The sequence below is a fragment of the Nitrosomonas oligotropha genome, assembly GCF_009833085.1.
Lineage (GTDB): Bacteria > Pseudomonadota > Gammaproteobacteria > Burkholderiales > Nitrosomonadaceae > Nitrosomonas > Nitrosomonas oligotropha.
The window spans coordinates 165,289-184,737 of sequence record NZ_QRBZ01000031.1 but is presented as its reverse complement, the minus strand read 5'-3'; the positions used below and the strand labels follow the sequence as shown (position 1 = coordinate 184,737).

General features: G+C 47.7%; 17 protein-coding genes and 5 tRNA genes. 7 read left to right on the top strand and 15 right to left on the bottom strand.

Annotated elements, in window-relative coordinates; genetic code table 11:
• Positions 1 to 71: 71 nt before the first annotated feature.
• The 5 genes from ABD07_RS10700 to ABD07_RS10680 all read right to left on the bottom strand — a co-directional run bounded on the left by ABD07_RS10700 (position 72) and on the right by ABD07_RS10680 (position 3,810).
• Positions 72 to 146: transfer RNA gene (locus ABD07_RS10700), tRNA-Thr, on the bottom strand.
• 46 nt (positions 147 to 192) lie between these two features.
• Positions 193 to 266, bottom strand: a tRNA-Gly gene (locus tag ABD07_RS10695).
• A gap of 85 nt (positions 267 to 351) precedes the next feature.
• A tRNA-Tyr gene (locus ABD07_RS10690) sits at positions 352 to 436 on the bottom strand.
• A gap of 189 nt (positions 437 to 625) precedes the next feature.
• Positions 626 to 1,603: an ABC transporter permease gene (locus tag ABD07_RS10685; RefSeq protein ID WP_160818245.1), complete on the bottom strand. Its 978-nt coding sequence runs from the start codon at positions 1,601 to 1,603 to the stop codon at positions 626 to 628.
• A 5-nt stretch (positions 1,604 to 1,608) separates the two neighbouring features.
• A complete protein-coding gene (locus ABD07_RS10680; protein WP_160818244.1) occupies positions 1,609 to 3,810 on the bottom strand; it encodes an ABC transporter substrate-binding protein in 2,202 nt (733 codons plus the stop codon).
• A 138-nt stretch (positions 3,811 to 3,948) separates the two neighbouring features.
• Here ABD07_RS10680 and fabI point away from each other — a divergent pair, with 138 nt between their 5' ends.
• A complete protein-coding gene (gene fabI / locus ABD07_RS10675) occupies positions 3,949 to 4,734 on the top strand; it encodes an enoyl-ACP reductase FabI (protein ID WP_160818243.1) in 786 nt (261 codons plus the stop codon).
• Positions 4,735 to 4,767: 33 nt separating this feature from the next.
• Here fabI and ABD07_RS15295 read toward each other — a convergent pair whose 3' ends face one another.
• The 9 genes from ABD07_RS15295 to ABD07_RS10630 form a co-directional block, all read right to left on the bottom strand.
• Positions 4,768 to 6,651, bottom strand: a complete 1,884-nt coding sequence (locus ABD07_RS15295) for a SurA N-terminal domain-containing protein (protein WP_160818242.1) — start codon at positions 6,649 to 6,651, stop codon at positions 4,768 to 4,770.
• A 77-nt stretch (positions 6,652 to 6,728) separates the two neighbouring features.
• Positions 6,729 to 6,805, bottom strand: a tRNA-Asp gene (locus ABD07_RS10665).
• Between the two features lie 19 nt (positions 6,806 to 6,824).
• A tRNA-Val gene (locus ABD07_RS10660) sits at positions 6,825 to 6,900 on the bottom strand.
• A gap of 15 nt (positions 6,901 to 6,915) precedes the next feature.
• On the bottom strand, positions 6,916 to 7,188 hold the full coding sequence (locus ABD07_RS10655) for an HU family DNA-binding protein (RefSeq protein WP_090315671.1): 273 nt from the start codon (positions 7,186 to 7,188) through the stop codon (positions 6,916 to 6,918).
• A 237-nt stretch (positions 7,189 to 7,425) separates the two neighbouring features.
• On the bottom strand, positions 7,426 to 8,418 hold the full coding sequence (locus ABD07_RS10650) for an NAD(P)H-dependent glycerol-3-phosphate dehydrogenase (protein ID WP_108697523.1): 993 nt from the start codon (positions 8,416 to 8,418) through the stop codon (positions 7,426 to 7,428).
• Positions 8,415 to 8,897 carry an SH3 domain-containing protein gene (locus tag ABD07_RS10645; protein ID WP_160818241.1) on the bottom strand — a complete coding sequence of 161 codons (483 nt, stop codon included), beginning with the start codon at positions 8,895 to 8,897 and terminating at the stop codon, positions 8,415 to 8,417. Before ABD07_RS10645 ends, ABD07_RS10650 begins: the two co-directional genes overlap by 4 nt.
• Positions 8,898 to 8,928: 31 nt before the next feature.
• Positions 8,929 to 9,366, bottom strand: a complete 438-nt coding sequence (secB, locus tag ABD07_RS10640) for a protein-export chaperone SecB (protein WP_108697521.1) — start codon at positions 9,364 to 9,366, stop codon at positions 8,929 to 8,931.
• An 80-nt stretch (positions 9,367 to 9,446) separates the two neighbouring features.
• The gene (gene grxC / locus ABD07_RS10635) at positions 9,447 to 9,704 is read right to left on the bottom strand and encodes a glutaredoxin 3 (protein ID WP_160818240.1); all 258 of its coding nucleotides are present in this window, start codon (positions 9,702 to 9,704) and stop codon (positions 9,447 to 9,449) included.
• Positions 9,705 to 9,719: 15 nt separating this feature from the next.
• Positions 9,720 to 10,103: a rhodanese-like domain-containing protein gene (locus ABD07_RS10630; protein WP_420813528.1), complete on the bottom strand. Its 384-nt coding sequence runs from the start codon at positions 10,101 to 10,103 to the stop codon at positions 9,720 to 9,722.
• A 394-nt stretch (positions 10,104 to 10,497) separates the two neighbouring features.
• Here ABD07_RS10630 and gpmA point away from each other — a divergent pair, with 394 nt between their 5' ends.
• The 4 genes from gpmA (at position 10,498) to ABD07_RS10610 (ending at position 14,780) form a co-directional block, all read left to right on the top strand.
• Complete coding sequence (gene gpmA / locus ABD07_RS10625) at positions 10,498 to 11,247, top strand: 2,3-diphosphoglycerate-dependent phosphoglycerate mutase (protein WP_160818238.1); 750 nt, start codon at positions 10,498 to 10,500, stop codon at positions 11,245 to 11,247.
• A 361-nt stretch (positions 11,248 to 11,608) separates the two neighbouring features.
• The gene (locus ABD07_RS10620; RefSeq protein WP_240142513.1) at positions 11,609 to 12,520 is read left to right on the top strand and encodes a murein hydrolase activator EnvC family protein; all 912 of its coding nucleotides are present in this window, start codon (positions 11,609 to 11,611) and stop codon (positions 12,518 to 12,520) included.
• A gap of 47 nt (positions 12,521 to 12,567) precedes the next feature.
• Positions 12,568 to 14,007: a S41 family peptidase gene (locus tag ABD07_RS10615; protein WP_160818236.1), complete on the top strand. Its 1,440-nt coding sequence runs from the start codon at positions 12,568 to 12,570 to the stop codon at positions 14,005 to 14,007.
• An 11-nt stretch (positions 14,008 to 14,018) separates the two neighbouring features.
• Positions 14,019 to 14,780 (top strand): molybdopterin-synthase adenylyltransferase MoeB, encoded by a 762-nt coding sequence (locus ABD07_RS10610; protein WP_160818235.1) that lies wholly within the window; start codon positions 14,019 to 14,021, stop codon positions 14,778 to 14,780.
• Between the two features lie 28 nt (positions 14,781 to 14,808).
• On the opposite strand, the gene slmA is transcribed toward ABD07_RS10610, so the two are convergent.
• A complete protein-coding gene (slmA, locus tag ABD07_RS10605; RefSeq protein WP_160818234.1) occupies positions 14,809 to 15,411 on the bottom strand; it encodes a nucleoid occlusion factor SlmA in 603 nt (200 codons plus the stop codon).
• 215 nt (positions 15,412 to 15,626) lie between these two features.
• On the opposite strand from slmA, the gene ABD07_RS10600 reads away from it, so the two are divergent.
• Both ABD07_RS10600 and ileS read left to right on the top strand, forming a co-directional pair.
• Positions 15,627 to 16,598, top strand: coding sequence for a bifunctional riboflavin kinase/FAD synthetase (locus ABD07_RS10600; protein WP_160818233.1), 972 nt, complete (start codon positions 15,627 to 15,629; stop codon positions 16,596 to 16,598).
• Between the two features lie 18 nt (positions 16,599 to 16,616).
• The gene (gene ileS, locus ABD07_RS10595) at positions 16,617 to 19,415 is read left to right on the top strand and encodes an isoleucine--tRNA ligase (protein ID WP_160818232.1); all 2,799 of its coding nucleotides are present in this window, start codon (positions 16,617 to 16,619) and stop codon (positions 19,413 to 19,415) included.
• Positions 19,416 to 19,449 lie beyond the last annotated feature (34 nt).

Sequence of the window (19,449 nt, the reverse complement as noted above, 5' to 3'; positions counted from 1 at the left end):
GCTCAAATTTACTCTTTGCCATATCTGTTTCCCCTATGCGTGCTTAACCATACAATTTTACATACAACCTATGGAGCCCATGGCCAGGATTGAACTGGCGACCTCTCCCTTACCAAGGGAGTGCTCTACCACTGAGCTACATGGGCAAGCATAAACAACCCTACTTTACCGTTTTAACTGCTAATTCCCATTTGGAGCGGGTGAAGGGAATCGAACCCTCATCGTAAGCTTGGAAGGCTTCTGCTCTACCATTGAGCTACACCCGCACTAGTTCGCCGCTTGCAAGAAGCACAACTTAAACCCATATCAGCAAGAGCTATTGCCCTGCTATTCTTACTGCATTTCCAAAATTGGTGGAGGGGGAAGGATTCGAACCTTCGAAGGCAGAGCCGTCAGATTTACAGTCTGATCCCTTTGACCGCTCGGGAACCCCTCCGAACGAAACTGGCGATTATGAATATATTGGACTGATAAGTCAATCTAGTTTTAACGGGAAGTTGTAGATAGACAGGGATTAATGCCATCCGTAGTTTTTGGCAAGAACACATTTACAGTTGTTAGCGTATGTTTCGATGCCACAAAACTTTGTCATCTACCAGAAATAGCGAATTCTGTCTTTACCTCACTAAGACAAGCGGATTCTTGGGTCCACCAGTGTGTACGATATGTCTGTCAAAACCAAGCCTATGATATATAACAAAGAACCCAAAAAAACCATTGCCCTTACAATCGCAAAATCCTGCGAGTTAATCGCGTCGATGGTATAGCTGCCCAATCCCGGGATGCCAAAAAACGACTCAACCAGCAGGCTGCCGAGAAATAGTAAAGGTACCACAACAACCGCACCGGTTAAAATTGGAATCAACGCATTCCCAAGAACATGCCGGAATAGCACAATGCGTTCGGATAGTCCTTTGGCCCTGGCTGTGCGCACATATTCCTTATTCATTTCTTCCAGAAATATGGTGCGGTACCAGCGTATATTGGATCCCGCACTACTGATCACACCGATGATAACCGGTAAAAATAAAAATTTTGCGGCATCAAGCCCGGTTTCGTAACCGGATATGGGCACCCAGTGCCATAGCTTACTGATCAGAAATTGTCCGACGATAATATAAAATAAGCTGGAAATTGACATCAGCGCCACGCACAAAACCACACCCAGGAAATCGATGTAAGTGGCGCGAAAAAAAACCATCAGCAACGCAAAAGTAATGTACACAATCAAACCCAACACAAAGACTGGCAACGCGATCGCCAGACTTGGCAGCATGCGCGACTTGATTTCCTGAGCGATATCCCGGCCATCATCCGCTTTCCCGAAATCAAAAATAAACATGGATACCGATTTCTCAAAAAAAATGGTATTGGTCAATTTATCCAGATTTTCCGCTTCCTGATTGAATAACAACGGTTTATCATAACCTCGTTCCGCCTTCCATTTTTCGATCGCTTCGGGTGTTACATACTTAATTCCTAACTGCATTCGCGCCATGTCATCGGGTGTATTCACGACAAAGAACAACACGAATGTGATGAGATTAACCCCGATCAGAATCGGAATCGCATAAAAAATGCGCCTGATGATATAACTCAGCATTTAACTTAGCCCGTAGTATCCGAAGAAGCTGCGCGCACGGCGGTACTGCTCTCGTGGCGGCGAAAGGCATTCACAGCGGGAACAAAACTGACTGCCAGCACAGCCAAAATCAACACTACTGGCCATATAACCGGCTCATTCCATTCGGCGCGCTTTTGCGTCCTCAAGGCAGTATCGATTTTGAAATATTTCAGATTATTATTCGATATCCGGTTGGGTTTTACATTCTGATACCAGGCGTGATACAAGCCATAGTCCTTCGGATGATACCCCCATAACCACGGTGCATCGAAGCGCAAAATCTCAATCATGCGGTCAATAATTTGTTGCCGCTGAGGCCCGTCCTCCATATTTTTCATCTGCTCAAACAAGCGATCGTATTGCGCATTGTGATAATTCGCCGCATTCTCACCACTATTACCTACTTTACGTTGCGGTCCGTACAATAAGAATAGAAAATTTTCCGCGTCCGGATAGTCGGCATTCCAGCCCCATTCAAAGATCTGCGCATTCCCTTTGCGGATCTTGTCCTGAAAGCGATTGTAATCAGTACTTCTCACGACCAGCTGGATATTTAATTTCTGAAATTGCTTACGCATCCAATCCAGTCTGGACCTATCTTCAGCACTGCGCGCAGTCACATCAAAATATAAAATGAGCGGCGCACCGGTCCGTTGATCTATTCCGTCCGGATAACCCGCTTCCGCCAGCAATGCTTTTGCAGCTTGAATTGATTTGCGCCGCGGCTCACCGTTTATCCAGTCGTATACCACCGGATTGATGCCCTCCTCACCCTCCCGGTAGCCTGCAATACCCGGCGAAATGGGACTTTGCGCCGGCATTCCACGGCCATTGGCAAAAATCGAAATAAACTCTTCGTAATCCACGGCGATCGAAATCGCTTGGCGCAGTTTTCTAGCCGATTCGCGCTCTCGTTCATTTCTGCCGCCGACGACCGGATCGAGCATATTAAATCCCATGTAGTAAGTCGATGCCGCCACCGCCGTCTCCAGCCGTATCCCCTGCTCAGCCATTGCCTCGGTCACCGTCGCTTCACCCTGCCCCACCAGCTGCACAGCTTGATCGAAGCTATCCGAGCCAATACCGCTGGCATCGTAATAACCTTGCAGGAATTTATTCCATCTTGGAATACTCTCCTTTTCCCGGGTGAAAATAATTTTATCAATGAATGGTAATTTCTTACCGGCATCTACGAGAAGGCCATTTTCCTCATCTCCCGGCATGCCTTCGGCAGGATAGTATTCATCATGGAAATTCGGGTTCTTCTCCAATACCATCCGTGAATTAGGATCGTTCTCGGTCAGCATATAGGGGCCGGTGCCAACCGGATACCAATCCAATGTGATATTTTTTTGTTTTAATCCTTGCTGCGAATAAAAGCGATCCGCTTCCCATGGAATCGGGGCAAAAAAAGGCATCGCCAGCCAATACACAAATTGCGGGTATTTGCCTTTTATTGTGATGCGGTAAGTGTATCTATCGACAGCTTGCACGCCTTCCAATCGATACTCTCTTAAATCCAGGAATGTTTTTTCCTCCGGCCGGTTCTGCTCGGCTTGCTTCAGCACATCGGCATATTCCCTGAGTCCGGCAATATAATCAGCCATCAGCCCATAAATCGGCGAATGCAATTTTGGATGCGCCAAGCGCTTGATCTGATATACATAATCTTCCGCCACCAATTCCCTGGTACCGGTTTGCGAAAAATCCGCAAGTTTCCGCACGGATGCCATCTCCTGCTGGTTCAGATCATGGTACAACCAGTGACCCTGCGTATCGCGTGCAAATGCCGGGTGAGGTTGAAAATGAATCCCTGCTTTGATTGTAATTTCATACACGCTATAGGCAATATCATCCGGCTGCGCATCGCCCGGCAATGGATTGCCGTGAGCATCCAAATACTGCACTACGGGTATTTCTTCTGCTGTAGCCGGAATCAGCACGAATGGCCGCTTTAAATAATGATATTGCAGCGGCGGCTCATAAATTTGTGCAGTGAACTGAATTTCATTGGAACTATAGGATTGCACCGGGTCCAGATGCTTAGGCCGTTCTGTGAATACCGTGTAGAGAATGTTTTTTTCCGTATCTTCCGCTGCATAGGGATTATTCCATTGATGTCCGCTACACGCGGTAAGCCAAGCCAAAAGTATCAACAATCCAGGCAAAAGAATCCGTTTATCCATTGCAATTTTGTTTCGCTGGAATCCATGTTTTAAGTAAAAATGACACTAGCATCCTATATATCTCCCTTTACACAATTCCATCTTATGCCACCCATCGGCTATAATTTGACAATTTACTCAATTCTACAAGGAAATTATATGGGGTTTCTGGCAAATAAACGCATTCTCATCACCGGGCTGCTCAGCAACCGGTCCATTGCTTACGGTATTGCAAAAGCTATGAAACGAGAAGGTGCGTCGCTGGCTTTCACTTATCAGGGCGAAGAAGTTCGTGGGCGGGTGGAAAAGCTGGCGGCAGAATTTGATAGCAATCTGCTATTTCCTTGCGATGTCGCCAATGACAATGAAATCGCCGCCTGTTTCGAGAACTTGCAAAAACATTGGGATTCACTCGATTGTATTGTGCATTCCATTGCCTTCGCACCGCGCGAAGCATTAACCGGTGATTACCTGGACAGCGTCAATCGAGAAGCTTTCCGCATCGCGCATGACATCAGCGCCTACAGTTTTTCCGCACTTGCCAAAGCCGCATTACCGTTACTGCAAAACCGCAATGGCGCTTTGCTGACATTAAGCTACTTGGGTGCAGTCCGGGTCATGCCGAACTATAACGTCATGGGTTTGGCTAAAGCAAGTCTCGAAGCAAATGTCCGTTTCATGGCTTCCAGCTTGGGTCCTAAAGGTATTCGCGTCAACGCCATTTCCGCCGGTCCGATCAAAACATTGGCCGCCGCAGGTATCGGAAATTTTGGGAGATTATTAGGTTATACGGAGAAGGTCTCACCATTGCGGCGCAATGTAACCACGGATGAAGTCGGCAACGTTGCGGCTTTCTTGTGCAGCGATCTTGCGAGTGGCATTACCGGGGAAATAACTTATGTCGACGCAGGATTTAACACCGTTGCGTTTAATCTGAACGATTAACTGCTAAACACAGCGTGCAATAAATTCAGGAAACTAGAAGCCGTCTTGCTTAACTTTTACATCGTAACGCTGCCTAAGGGCAGCTAAGTATGACGAGACTTCTTCTTGTGTAATCATCTGCTGGAGCTGTTTGGTAAAAACATCCAATTTATTTTTATCTGCAGATTCGGACTCAACGACTTTGTTGATTCGTATCAGGTTAAATCCGCCTTTTGGATTAATAGCCCCCGTATACACTGGCAGAGCATTAGTCTTGGCTCTAAAAACAGCTCTTAATGTTTCATGATCCAGTCCTTGCGGCTGCATATAAGAAATCTGCTTGACTTCGTCCCAGGTAACATCATTCACTGCTTCACCAGCTTGTAAGCGCACCAGCTTGGCTTGCCCTTCCTCCACCGCTTTCGCTTCAGCCACTTGCTTTCTAAGCTTTTCCACGATCTGCTCTCTGACGACCTCAAGCGATTGCGTCGTAGCAGGCTTATGCTCAAGAATGCGAGCTGACACAAATGTATCGGGCTGCACTTCAATTGCTTCAGTATTACGGTGGTTTGAAATCACATCCGCCGAGAAGATTGCGGACAACAATTTCTCATTCGCAAGAATGGACGGCTCTGCCTTATCTCTCGTAATCCAATCACTCTCTTGTGTGGATAGTTCAAATTTCTCTGCCGCAGCTTGCAGATTATCACCTTGTTCGTAAACTATATTACTGAAGTCCTCGGCAATTTCTCCAAAAATACTGCTCACCATCTCTAATTTGAGTTTATTTGCAATCTGTTCGCGCACTTCTTCCAAATCAGGACGTTTTTCCTCCTTGATAGCGGTCAGTTTGATGACATGGAAACCAAAATTCGTCTCCACGATATCGCTCACTTCATCCAGCTGCATTGAAAAAATTTTATCTTCAAAGGCTTTAACCATGACACCACGGCCAAAGAAGCCCAGGTCTCCGCCGCGCATTGCCGAACCTGGATCATCCGAATCTTGCTTGGCAATTTCTGCGAACTGATCAGGATTTTGCTTAATTTTCTCCAGAATGCTTTCGGCTTTTTCTTTTGCTGCGCGTTTCTCGTCATCCGTGGCATCAGCTGCTATAGTAATCAAAACATGACTGGCTTTACGTTCTTCGGCTTTACCAAATTCATTCTGATGCTCGGAAAAATAAGTACTAATCGCTTCATCGCTCACTGTTTCATTCTTGGCTACTGCATCCAGCGTTAACACCAAATATTCAACTCGCGCACGTTCCGGCAAGTCAAAATCAGCCCTATGCTTGTCATAATAACTCGTAATATCGGACTCTTCCGGTGTCACTTGCGATAGAAATTGTTCAGGCGTGATTTGTGATTGATTTACTTCGCGTTTAACTTCAGCAAGATAATGAACTTTCTCGGCCACTGCTTTGGGAGCAAATGCATTGTCACTGTAACCGTCTAATAATTGCTGAAGCAGAAGCTCCTGACGTACACGCGACTCAAATACCGCTGGAGTTAACCCTTGATTGCGCAGCAATTCTTCGTATTGCTGCTTGGAAAATTTACCATCTTTTTGGAATGCGGAGGCTTCCCGGAGAGTTTTGATCAGCTGTGAATCCAGTACGGTAAAACCGTTACTAACAGCTTCCCGGTGTAATAGTCTCTGCTGAATGAGCCTTTCCAGCACCGAGTTTTTTACTTCAAAAGTATCTAGCATCGCGCTATCGAAATTTGCACCCAGCATCGCGCGCATTCTTTCATGATGATCACGTAGTGCTTGCTCATATTCACGCCGTGGAATTTCTTCACCATCCACTACCGCAACATAACCTTCGCCGCCCATCGTACGATACGATTCAACACCCCAAAACAAGAAGGGTAATATTAGCAAGCCCATGAAGACTTGTACGACACGCTTTTTACGGTTGACGAAATCAAACACAATTAGAACCTGAGAATGCTAGAAAGTGAAATGACGATCAAAGAGCTTTTTACTTATCGTAAGCTGAAAACCTAATTTGGCGGAGTGGACGGGACTCGAACCCGCGACCCCCGGCGTGACAGGCCGGTATTCTAACCAACTGAACTACCACTCCTAGAACTAGCAAATTTGACTGGTGGGTGCTGACGGGATCGAACCGCCGACATTCGCCTTGTAAGGGCGACGCTCTACCAGCTGAGCTAAGCACCCGGTCAAGAAAGTGCGCTAGTTTACTGCATCTTTAAGCGCTTTACCAGCACTGAATTTAGGAACCTTCGCTGCTTTGATTTTAATTGCAGCGCCCGTACGGGGATTACGGCCTGTACGCGCAGCCCTTGTGCCTACTTTAAAAGTCCCAAATCCGACCAAAGTAACACTTTCATTTTTTTTGAGTGCACCTTTTATTGCTGCTAATGCGCCATCCAATGCGCTGCCCGCGGAAGCTTTAGAAATTTTAGCCGATTTTGCGATAGCTTCGATGAGTTCGGATTTGTTCATATAATTCCCCTTCTTGGTTAATGGTAATTAAATCACAAGCAAGTACTGCAGACGCTCTTATATCAAGCTGTTAACGGCTGGTCAAGCGAATTAGCGTGTTCTCGCCGCACTATTTATCAAGCAAATCAACCGTTTCAGAAGAAGCCAACCAACTGCATCAGTTATAAAATTTCATAAAAACAAATAACTAGTCACCAGAAATAGAATAAACTTGAACTTCTCGGGATAAATTCCACGCTAATAAATTTCCGATTTCTGTTCGCGATTTAACAACACTTCGACCGCTTTCTTGGCGGATACTACGCCATGCAGAATATCGCAAACCGCTTGAGTGATGGGCATTTCAATCTTCAATTGATTGCCTAATTGCAGAACCGATTTCGCCGTGTGCACGCCTTCGGCGACATGTCCTAATGCACTTAAAATATCAGCCAGCGATTTCCCTTCCGCCAGCATCAATCCGACTTGCCTATTTCTGGATAAATCACCTGTACTTGTCAGAATCAAGTCACCAACTCCGGCCAGTCCCATGAAAGTTTTCATGCTCCCCCCCAGGCCAAGCCCCAATCGCATAGTCTCTGATAATCCTCGTGTAATCAGTGCTGCTCTGGCATTATGTCCAAAACCGATGCCATCGGAAATACCGGCTGCAATCGTGATCACGTTCTTCACCGCCCCTCCGGTTTCCACCCCAACAATATCATCACTGGTATAGATGCGCAGCCTTGCACTATGCAATTCTGCAGCCATTTTACTGGCGAAATCGATATCTTTGGATGCCAGTGTCAAAGCGGTCGGGAGTCCTTGAGCCACTTCTTCCGCGAAACTCGGCCCGGACAATACACCGCAAGGCGGCAATAGACCGGAAAATTCTTCGGTAGCAATTTGATGCGGCAGATAAGTAGTCTCTGACTCAAAACCTTTGCATCCCCAGATAACCGGCACTTTGATCTTACTGGCGACAATGCCCCGCAATGTGTCACGCAAACCGGCGACAGGCACAACGATTAACGCCAGATTGGCATCCTTCAACGCTTCTTCCAGCGTTGCAGTAATCTTCAGGGATTCAGGCAGTAAGTGGCCCGGCAGGAAAGCTTGATTAATTCGTTGACGATCCATCTCAGTTGCATGATCCGGATCCTTTGTCCATAGATGAATCTGATGGCGCGCTGACAGGCTAATCGCTAAGGCGGATCCCCATGCACCCGCGCCCAGTACCGCAATTTTCATGACCCCCAAACCTGATTGACTTTGACATAACCGGTTTGACCGCCAGCGTGCCGCACTTTGACCCAGCCTTTACTATCGGAATCCAACCATTCCAAGACAATGTTCTCTTCAGCCTGGAACACTAATTCAGAGTTTGCATCGGCTGATTTGTGGACACTGGCCAATGGCACCGTCACCACCACAAAGCGCTGCTGACTCAACGCTTTCTTTTCCACCCAGGCAAGACTTCCACTACTGTCGCGAACTTTCGCCCAGCCATCGACATCCACCACAACCTCTACGGGAAGATGACGATCCGCCACGAACAGTTTATCGGCTCGCAGCGACGGCGCGTCATACATGACAACGGCGCTGTCGGCGATCGAGAAAAATTCCATTTCAGCAACTGCATAACCGGGAGACTGCAGAAAAATACCGGCCAGAAAAATTCCTACTTTATTTTTTAACCAGCATGAATCAATCAATGAGCTTTTTTTCATGCGATGTTCATCTCCATGCACGCGGTTACTTTTAATTCGGTTTTGTTTCCGCGTTTTTCTGCTGATAAATGGCCTCAAAATTAACCGGATTGAGAATTACCGGCGGAAATCCGGCGCGCGTCACAATATCCGACACCACTTCCCGCAAATAAGGAAACAGAATATTGGGGCAACCAATTCCCAGCACCGGTTCTATCTCTCCAGCCGGTATATTCCGAATACGGAAAATCCCCGCTTGCTGAGCTTCCACCAAAAACATGTTTTTGTCTTTTATCTTAGCCGTCACTGTTACGGTTAACAATACTTCATACAATCCTTCACCGATTCCTTGACTCTTGGTTCCCAGCTGCAAGTTAATTTCCGGCGTATCTCTTTCCAGAAAGATATTCGGTGCATTGGGAATCTCCAGGGATAAATCCTTCACATAGATTTTTTCTATGGCAAAAACCGGTTGCTGTTGCTCGCTCATATTGATCTTGTCCAATATAGTGAATTAATAAAACAAACCTAAAATACCAATTGCTATCGCATCAATCAACGCGGCTGCAATTAACTTGACAGCAGAGCCGCCAGCTCACCCGCGCGATCCAGTTGCGCCAAGTCATCGTACCCACCCACATGCTTTTCACCGATGTAGATTTGCGGGACTGTGCGGCGCCCTGTTTTTCCCATCATTTCGATGCGTTGCTCCGGTTCCAGATCGACGCGGATTTTCTCAATTTCCTGGACTCCCTTTGCGCGCAACAAGCTTTCCGCCATTTTACAATAGGGGCAGAAACCAGTGGTATACATGATAACCCGAGGCATTTACTTTCACTTCCTTTATCGTTTAACCATGGGTAAGCCGGCACGCTTCCAGGAATCAATCCCGCCCATCAGATTAACCACTTGGGAAAAACCGTTTTTCTTCAAAACCAGGCTGGCAGTATTGGATCGAATACCACCCCGGTATACCACCACGACGGGCTTTTCCTTAAATTTCTGTAACTCCGCCCAGCGTTCTTCAATTTTCTCCGCCGGGATATGCTTGGCATTCGGCAAATGCCCTGCGGCAAACTCGCTATCGTCACGCACATCCAGTACCAATGCATCCTGGTAATTGATGAGCTGTACCGCGGTACGTGTATCGACTTCCTTGATGCCGCCCTGCGTTACCATCGACCATAACAATAATGAACCGCTGATAACCGCGGTGATAACGAACAATAAATTCTCTAACCTGAGAAGAAAATGATCTTGCAATAATAATGACAATTCCATATAAGCTTTATTTTATTAGATTTTTTCAAACTCTGAATTTTATCAGAAACTGAAAAGTTAAGGGATTCTCTGCTGCCAGACATTTGACCTCGCACATCATAGCATCATGCTCACCGACTTATCGCATTCAAATCCACGAATACATCATCTATTCCATCTTTAATTAACTTAACAAGAAATACAAAAATCTGTCATCATTTTTCATGAAAATAAAGCATTCTTATTTTTTTCATGCCAAAGAATCAGTCTAATGCTGTGTTTACAATCAAAAGTATAATAAAATAGCTGCGTTTTTTAATCTGCTTGACGATACTCATTTCCTTTTTATCAAAAGGCCAATATGAAGAAAATTGTTCTCCTGCGGCATGGAGAAAGTACCTGGAATCAAGAAAATCGATTTACTGGCTGGACAGATGTTGATTTAACGCCTCAAGGCATACAGGAAGCTCAAAGTGCCGGCAGGCTATTACGCGAACACGGGTTTGCATTTGATATTGCCTATACATCCGTCCTCAAACGGGCTATCCGCACTTTATGGATCGTACTGGATGAAATGGATCAAATGTGGATTCCTATCCAGCACACCTGGCGCCTGAATGAACGGCACTATGGCGCACTGCAAGGATTGAACAAAGCCGAAACCGCGGCGCAATATGGTGACGAACAAGTCCTCATCTGGCGGCGCAGCTATGATGTCAGACCGCCCGCATTAACCGTTGACGATGCCCGCTATGCCGGTACCGATCCGCGTTATAAAAACCTGGCGCAGAACGACATCCCGGTAACGGAATGCCTGAAAGATACGGTTGCCCGATTCCTGCCCTACTGGAATGCAACCATCGCACCGCAAGTTCAGGCGGGCAAGAGTGTCATCATCGCAGCGCACGGTAACTCCTTGCGCGCGCTTGTTAAATATCTGGATAACATTTCCGACGAAGATATTCTAAACTGCAACATACCGACCGGCGTTCCATTAGTTTATGAATTAGACGATAATCTAAAACCGGTTAAAAATTATTATCTTGGGAACTTAGCTGAAATCCAGGAAGCAATGCAAACCGTCGCTAACCAAGGCAGATCAAGTGCTTAAAATATAATCCATTCACTGATTCCGATGCATGAGTGTCACCGGGCACACGATTCGAATAAATCTTATCAATCTGGAAGTTCATACGTTTAATTTAATTCACATAAAACATTACCGGTCAATTCTGGCGATTTGGGCGCTGATCTTGTTTTGCCCGTCATCCGCATTCTCAAGCAATCAGGAAAATCTCAAACTGCTGCGTGAACGTATCCAATCATTACAAAAAGATTTAGCCAACAAAGAAGCGCTAAAACAGAGCGCAGCGGATGCATTGCAAGGAACTGAGCGGGCAATCAGCGCCATCACGCAAAAAATGACCAAACTGATTGAGCACGACCGGCAAGCCATAGAAGAATACAAGCAGTTGCAAGCACAGCACAAAAAACTCAGCGATGAAATCGGCATCGTACGAAATCAACTGGAAAAATTGCTTTATCAACAATATGTCGGAGGACAACAAGATTATTTGCGGTTGGTGTTGAATCAGCAAAATCCGCATCAGATCGCACGCGACATTTATTATTACCGGCAACTCTCGCTCGCTCGCTCGGATAGCATCAAGAATCTCCAGTATAATCAGAAAGAAATCGAAGCTCTAGCACAAACCAGCCGTCAAAAGAAAGACGAAATAACCGCTATCCAAGCAGAATATTTCGATCAACGAAAAAAATTTCAACAAGAGAAAACCAAGCAGCAAACACTCCTAGCGCAAGTATCCAATCAAATTTCTCAGCAGCAACAGGAAATCAATAAACTCGAGCAGAATGAAAAACGCTTAACAAATTTAGTAAACGAAATTAACCAATTGCTTGTACAAGAAAAATCCAATACCACAGCGATTAATAGCAAGCTCCCTGATGCTTCCACTACAGGCGCTGCATTCTCAACGTTAAAGGGTAAATTAAATTTGCCGGTGCGCGGGAAACTTGTAAATACTTTTGGTGGTCAACGTTCAGGTAAGCATGTGACATGGAAAGGTTTATTCATACAGTCGCCCGATGGCAGTGAAGTCAAAGCAATTTCCGCAGGCCGGGTCGTATTTGCGGATTGGTTAAGAGGTTTTGGTAATTTGATAATTCTGGATCACGGAAACAACTACATGAGCTTATATGGCAATAATGCAACACTTCACAAACAAATTGGTGAGTCGACTCGCGGCGGCGAAACGATTGCAACCGTTGGAAATAGCGGTGGTAATGCCGATTCAGGTTTATATTTTGAGCTTCGGCACGGGGGAAAGCCGTTTGACCCGTTGACGTGGATAAAAATAGAATGAACGCAACAGCCATTTACATAAATTTGATCAGTGCGGAGATAGCTTAAATGAGTAACGTAATCAAAAAAACAGGTTTAATTCTGATTGGTGCAATTGCTGGAATGATGCTCAGTTTGAATTTCTCTGCTATTGCCAAGAAAGAAAGTATCGAGGCCATTCATCCGCTGCCGATCGAAGAACTGCGCACCTTTGCCCAAGTGTTCGGCCGGATCAAAAGCGACTATGTTGAGTCCGTGGAAGACAAGAAACTGATCACCGAGGCGATCAATGGCATGCTGATCGGACTGGATCCGCACTCGTCATACCTCGATAAAGACGAATACAAAGAGCTGCAAATCGGCACACAAGGTGAATTCGGCGGTCTGGGTATCCAGGTGACGATGGAAGACGGTGTCGTCAAAGTCATATCGCCGATCGAAGACACACCGGCGTTCCGCGCGGGTATCAAAACCGGCGATCTGATCGTCAAATTGGATGATACCGTCGTCAAGGGTATGACACTGAATGATGCGATCAAGCTGATGCGCGGCAAGCCCAACACTTCGATCAAGATCACGATTGTGCGGGAAGGTGAAACAGAGCCGCTGGTCTTTAATCTGGTGCGCGATATTATCAAAATCCAAAGCGTTAAATCGAAAATGATCGAACCGGGTTATGCGTATATCCGTATCACGCAATTCCAAGAACAAACCGGTGAAAATCTGGCGCAAGCTATCAAAACGCTTTTTGCCGAAAACAGCGGCGCCATGAAAGGACTAATTCTGGATTTACGCAATGATCCCGGTGGATTGCTTAATGGCGCTGTCGCCGTATCGGCTGCCTTTCTGCCAGAAAATGCTCTGGTCGTTTATACCGAAGGCCGCAGTCCGGATGCAAAAATGAAATTGCACGCCAACCCGGAATATTATCTGCGCGGGCCGGATGAAGATTATTTGAAAGGATTGCCATCCGCGGTTAAAACGGTACCGATGATCACCCTGGTTAATGGCGGTTCCGCTTCCGCATCGGAAATTGTTGCGGGGGCGCTGCAAGACCATAAACGCTCCATCGTGATGGGATCGCAAACATTCGGTAAAGGGTCCGTGCAAACGATTCTACCGTTGGGTAACAATACCGCGATCAAACTGACGACCGCGCGCTATTACACACCGAATGGCCAATCTATTCAGGCACAAGGAATTACACCCGATGTCCTGGATGAAGCCGACAGCGGTGATGAACAGCGTTTGCGGGAAGCGGACTTAAACCGGCATTTGTCCAATGGCAAGAAAACGGAGAAAAAAGCTGCTTCGGAAGCTGAAAAAGCAGCGCTGAAACCCGCCAGCGACAAAAAAGAGAAGAAAGAAAAGAAAAACAAAGACAAGAATAAAGCTCCAATCGAGTTTGGCTCGGAGGAAGATCTCTTGTTGAAACAAGCCATGAATTACTTCAAGGGCATTACTGCATCACCCGAGAAAAAAAGCGATGAAACCGAAACCAAGAGCTGATTTCAGGGATCGTGGATGATCAGCAGTTACTTCGCTACAGCCGTCATATCCTGCTCCCGCAAATCGATATTGCGGGGCAGGAAAAGCTCAATCAATCGCGTGTATTAATTATCGGTGCGGGCGGCTTGGGTTCTCCCGCCGCCCTGTATCTCGCCGCCAGCGGAATTGGCCATCTGACCATTTGCGATGGCGATCAAGTTGATCTAACCAATCTGCAGCGGCAGATCATCCATGATAGCGGCGCCATCGGCTTAGCCAAAACACAGTCGGCAAAACAAACGCTGCACAGAATCAATCCCGCAATCCAGATCACTGCAATCCAAGCGCATGTCGATGCAGAAACATTGTCGCAGCTGGTCCCGCAAGCCGATGCGATCATTGACGCCAGCGATAACTTCAGTACCCGCCATCATGTCAACCAGGCTTGTGTCACTCATAAGAAACCGCTGATTTCCGGTGCAGCAGTGCAATTTTCCGGTCAAATCAGTGTGTTCGATTTACGCCATAACGACAGCCCTTGCTATCATTGTTTATATCCGCTTGACGGAGACCAGGAAGATATGCCATGCGCGATCATGGGCGTATTCTCGCCCATGGTGGGTATCATCGGCAGTATGCAGGCTGCGGAAACGCTAAAAATTCTATTAGATATCGGCCAAAGTCTGAACGGCCGCCTGCTGCTACTAGATGGTCTCGCAATGAACTGGCGCTCGGTCAGATTAAACAAAGACCCGTTCTGTCCGGTATGCCGGCGCAATGACCGGAAAAACTAAGGCATCAGAATCCACCAGTTATTGCGCTTTAAAGCAGCTCCTTCGGCAACAAAATTATTCGTTGCGTTTCCCAATTGGCCAGCGGATTGCGCCTGAATCCGCTGTTAACAAACTGATACCAGCGGCCAATCACGAAGCACATGAACAAATTGGCCTGCGCCGCAATATCCACATCCGCTGTCAACCGTTGCTCGCTGACGGCGAACCGTAATGCCTGTTTTAAAGTCGCCTCCAGCCGGTCGTGCAACTGATGAATGCGCAATTGCAAATGATCGTTTTCATTAACCAGTGCATCGCCAATCAAAATCCGCGTCATGCCGGGATTTTTTTGCGAAAACCCTAGCAATAACAGTAACAAATTTTCAATCTGTCTGGCATTCGACTGCTCTTCTTGCAGGATTTTATTGATCAGCACAAACAATGTTTTCTCAATGAATTCGATTAAAGCCGCAAACATGTGCGACTTATTGGAAAAGCAACGATAGATCGCCGATTCCGAAATGCCCGATTGCTTTGCCAATGCAGCCGTGGTGATCTTAACCCTATGCGGATACTCCAGCATCCCGGCCAGCGCCTGCAGGATCCGGTCCTCTCTTTCGCTTGATTTGATTGATTGATTTGAATGCTTCAATTATTTGGCCGCAACATGACAAAAACGATAGCAGGAATATAACTAAATTAATAAATCAACGCGAGCACTAATCTGTCCTGCCAGCAATTTTCCCGGCAGCGTTCTTTCCAGTAAGTATCTATAATTATTTGAATTCAATATGCGCGGCAACGCAGTGCAAGCTAGACCTGTTCACCTTAAACACGCTAGAATTGCTAATTTTTGGGTTCGAGCGCATGCATACATGGCGAAAAGTGCCGTCCGGTGCTAAAACACCGGTTGCACTGACCATAGGCAATTTCGATGGGGTCCATTTAGGCCACCAGGCCATGCTTTCCCGTTTGAAAGAAACCGCCAGTCAGTTAGGGCTTCCAGCCTGTGTCATGACTTTCGAACCGCATCCGCGTGAATTTTTCGCTCCGGATCAAGCGCCTGTAAGACTCTCCAGCCTGCGGGAAAAATTAACTTGCTTGATTCAGACGGAAGTCGATTGCATCCACATCTGCCGTTTCAATTACGACTTTGCCAGAATCGGCGCGGAGCAATTTATTGCGGACATTCTGAATAAAGAACTTGCGGTGCGCTGGCTGCTGGTCGGCGATGATTTCCGCTTTGGCGCGCGGCGCGCCGGTGACTTCGCCATGTTGCAAGCTTCGTCAGCGGAAAATAACTTTTCCGTCGAAGCCATGCCCAGTGTTACCATCGACGGGCAGCGCGTTTCCAGTACCGCAACCCGGCAAGCGCTTGCCAACGGCGATCTCGACACCGCCAGAAAACTGCTCGGCAGACCTTACAGCATCAGCGGACGGGTCGTGGATGGAGATAAATTAGGCAAACAGCTTGGATTTCCGACCGCGAACATTCAATTGCAGCATAACCGCCCGCCGCTTTCGGGTATTTTTGTCGTGTCCGTGTACGGCGCCATGCCATCCTCACCCGCCACGCCGCTGCAAGGTGTGGCCAGTTTGGGTGTGCGACCGACAACCCATGACAATGGCAAGCCTGTGCTGGAAGTCCACTTGTTCGATTTTCATCAGGAAATTTACGGGCAGCATTTACAGGTCAACTTTTTGCACAAATTACGCGACGAAGAAAAATATGTGGATATCAACACGCTCATCCGGCAAATCGAAAAAGATGTCGCGCAAGCCAAAAGCTTTTTTATGACCGCCCCGATTCAATCCAATAGCACGTGTAACGCCCTTTAACCCATCCATTGAACTTTCATGACTGATTATAAGAAAACGCTCAATTTACTCGACACACCGTTTCCGATGCGCGGTAATCTGGCCAGCCGCGAACCGGGTATGCTGAAAGCCTGGCAAGAAAAAAATCTGTATCAAAAGATCCGCGCCGTCAGCAAAGGACGCCCCAAATTCATTCTGCATGACGGCCCGCCTTATGCCAACGGCGACATTCACATCGGTCATGCCGTCAATAAAATTCTCAAGGACATCATCATCAAGAGCAAGACACTGTCCGGTTTTGATGCGCCGTACGTTCCCGGCTGGGATTGCCATGGCTTACCGATTGAGCACCAGATCGAAAAAAAACACGGCAAACATTTGCCCGCCGATAAAGTACGCGAACTCTGCCGCGCTTTTGCGCAGGCACAAGTGGAACGTCAAAAAGCCGATTTCATTCGTCTGGGTGTGCTGGGTGACTGGGATAATCCTTATCTCACGATGAGTTTCAAAACCGAAGCCGGTATTATCCGCGCGCTGGGAAAAATTTATCAAAGCGGCTATCTGTATCAAGGGCAGAAACCGGTCAATTGGTGTATCGATTGCGGTTCCGCTTTGGCCGAAGCGGAAGTGGAATACGAAGACAAAACTTCTCCGGCGATTGATGTGGGATTTGCCGTTCAATCCGCGCATTCATCGCTGAGCAGTATCTTCGGCATCGCCATTCCTGAAAATGCGCAAGCTTACGCCATCATCTGGACCACCACACCGTGGACATTACCGGCGAACCAAGCGGTCAGCGTGCATCCCGATTTCGACTACGCGCTGGTGCAAACCACACGCGGTCTGGTGATTCTTGCCAGTGAATTGCAGCAGGCTTGTCTGACGCGCTATGACTTAACCGGTGAAACGCTCGCCACCTGTAAAGGCCGGGCACTGGAACATCTGGCGCTGCAACATCCATTTGAACCACGCACGGTAAAAATCATTTGCGGCAAACATGTCACGCTGGAAGCCGGTACCGGGCTGGTGCACACGGCACCCGCGCATGGTTTGGATGACTATTTTGCCGGTCAGAATTACGGCCTGCCAAGTGACAGCCCGGTAGACGGCAACGGCAAGTTTACCGCCGGCACGCCTTTGGTGGGCGGGCTTTCGGTATGGAAAGCCAACGATATCGTCATCGATACGCTCAAAACCAGCGGACATCTGTTTTGCCTGAAAAAAATCGAGCACAGCTACCCGCACTGCTGGCGGCACAAAACACCCATCATTTTCCGCGCAACCCCGCAATGGTTCATCGGTATGAATCTGCACAGCTCAACTGCTGCAAACGCTGGGAATAAGACGTTACGCGATCTGGCCATGCAAGCGGTCGACTCCACCGCATTCTATCCGGCATGGGGCAGAGCGCGCCTGGAAGCGATGATCAAAAACCGCCCGGACTGGTGCGTATCCCGTCAGCGTAATTGGGGCGTGCCGATGACCTTCTTTGTGCATAAAGATACCCACGCACTGCATCCGCGCTCGCTGGAACTGCTCGAGCAAGTCGCGCAAAAAGTCGAGCAGCACGGTATCGAAGCCTGGTTTGCGCTCGACACCGCCGAATTGCTCGGCGACGAAGCGCAAACATATAAAAAGCTGACCGACACGCTGGACGTCTGGTTCGATTCCGGCACCACGCATGACACGGTTGTCAAAGCCGATGCGCAGCTCAAATTCCCGGTAGATCTGTATCTGGAAGGCTCGGATCAGCATCGCGGCTGGTTTCAGTCTTCACTGCTGACCGGTTGCGCCATGGATGGCCGTGCGCCGTACGATGCACTGCTCACACATGGATTCGTGGTCGACGGCAGCGGTCACAAAATGAGTAAATCCAAAGGCAATGTCATTGCTCCGCAAAAAGTGATGGATACTTCCGGCGCCGATATTCTACGGCTGTGGGTCGCTTCCACCGATTATTCCGGCGAACTCTCTATCTCCGAGGAAATTCTGAAACGTGTGGTGGAAAGCTACCGGCGGATTCGCAACACGCTGCGCTTTTTACTTGCCAATCTGATGGACTTTAATCCGCACACAGACTCCGTCGCCGTGACGGACTGCCTGGAAATCGACCGCTATATGCTGGCATTGACCCAAGCTTTTCAGGAAGACTTAACGCAAAGCTATCAACGCTACGAATTCCATCAGGTCGTGCATAAACTGCACAATTTCTGCTCCGAAGACCTGGGAGGATTTTATCTGGATATCCTCAAGGATCGCCTGTACACGGCAGCAACCAAAGGTCTTCCGCGCCGTTCGGCACAGACTGCGCTGCATCACATTGCACATAGCCTGGTGCGGCTGTTTGCGCCGATTTTGAGTTTTACCTCGGAAGAAGTCTGGGAGCATTTGACGGGCGATACTCAGGATAGTGTGTTATTTCATATCTGGCACGATCTTCCGGCACAACCGGATACCGAATCATTGCAACAACGGTGGGCGAAAATCCGCTCGCTGCGTTCGCACGTACTGAAAAAATTGGAAGACTCCCGCACACAAGGAGAAATCGGTTCCTCATTGGCGGCTGCAGTAGAAATCCGCGCCAATCAGGAAGATTTCGCCTTACTGAATGCACTGGGCGATGACTTGCGTTTCGTATTGATCGTCTCCGAAGTGCGCCTGATTCCAGTCAATGACCCGCAGCAGGAAGGCATGACCGTGACATCCAGCGCGCATACGAAATGCGAACGGTGCTGGCACTACCGGAAGGATACCGGCCAGCATGCGGAACATCCCACGTTGTGCGCACGCTGCGTTGCCAATCTGCATGGCAGCGGCGAAGAACGGCACTTTGCATGAAGTTTCACGGCTAATCACTGAACAGAAAACTGTC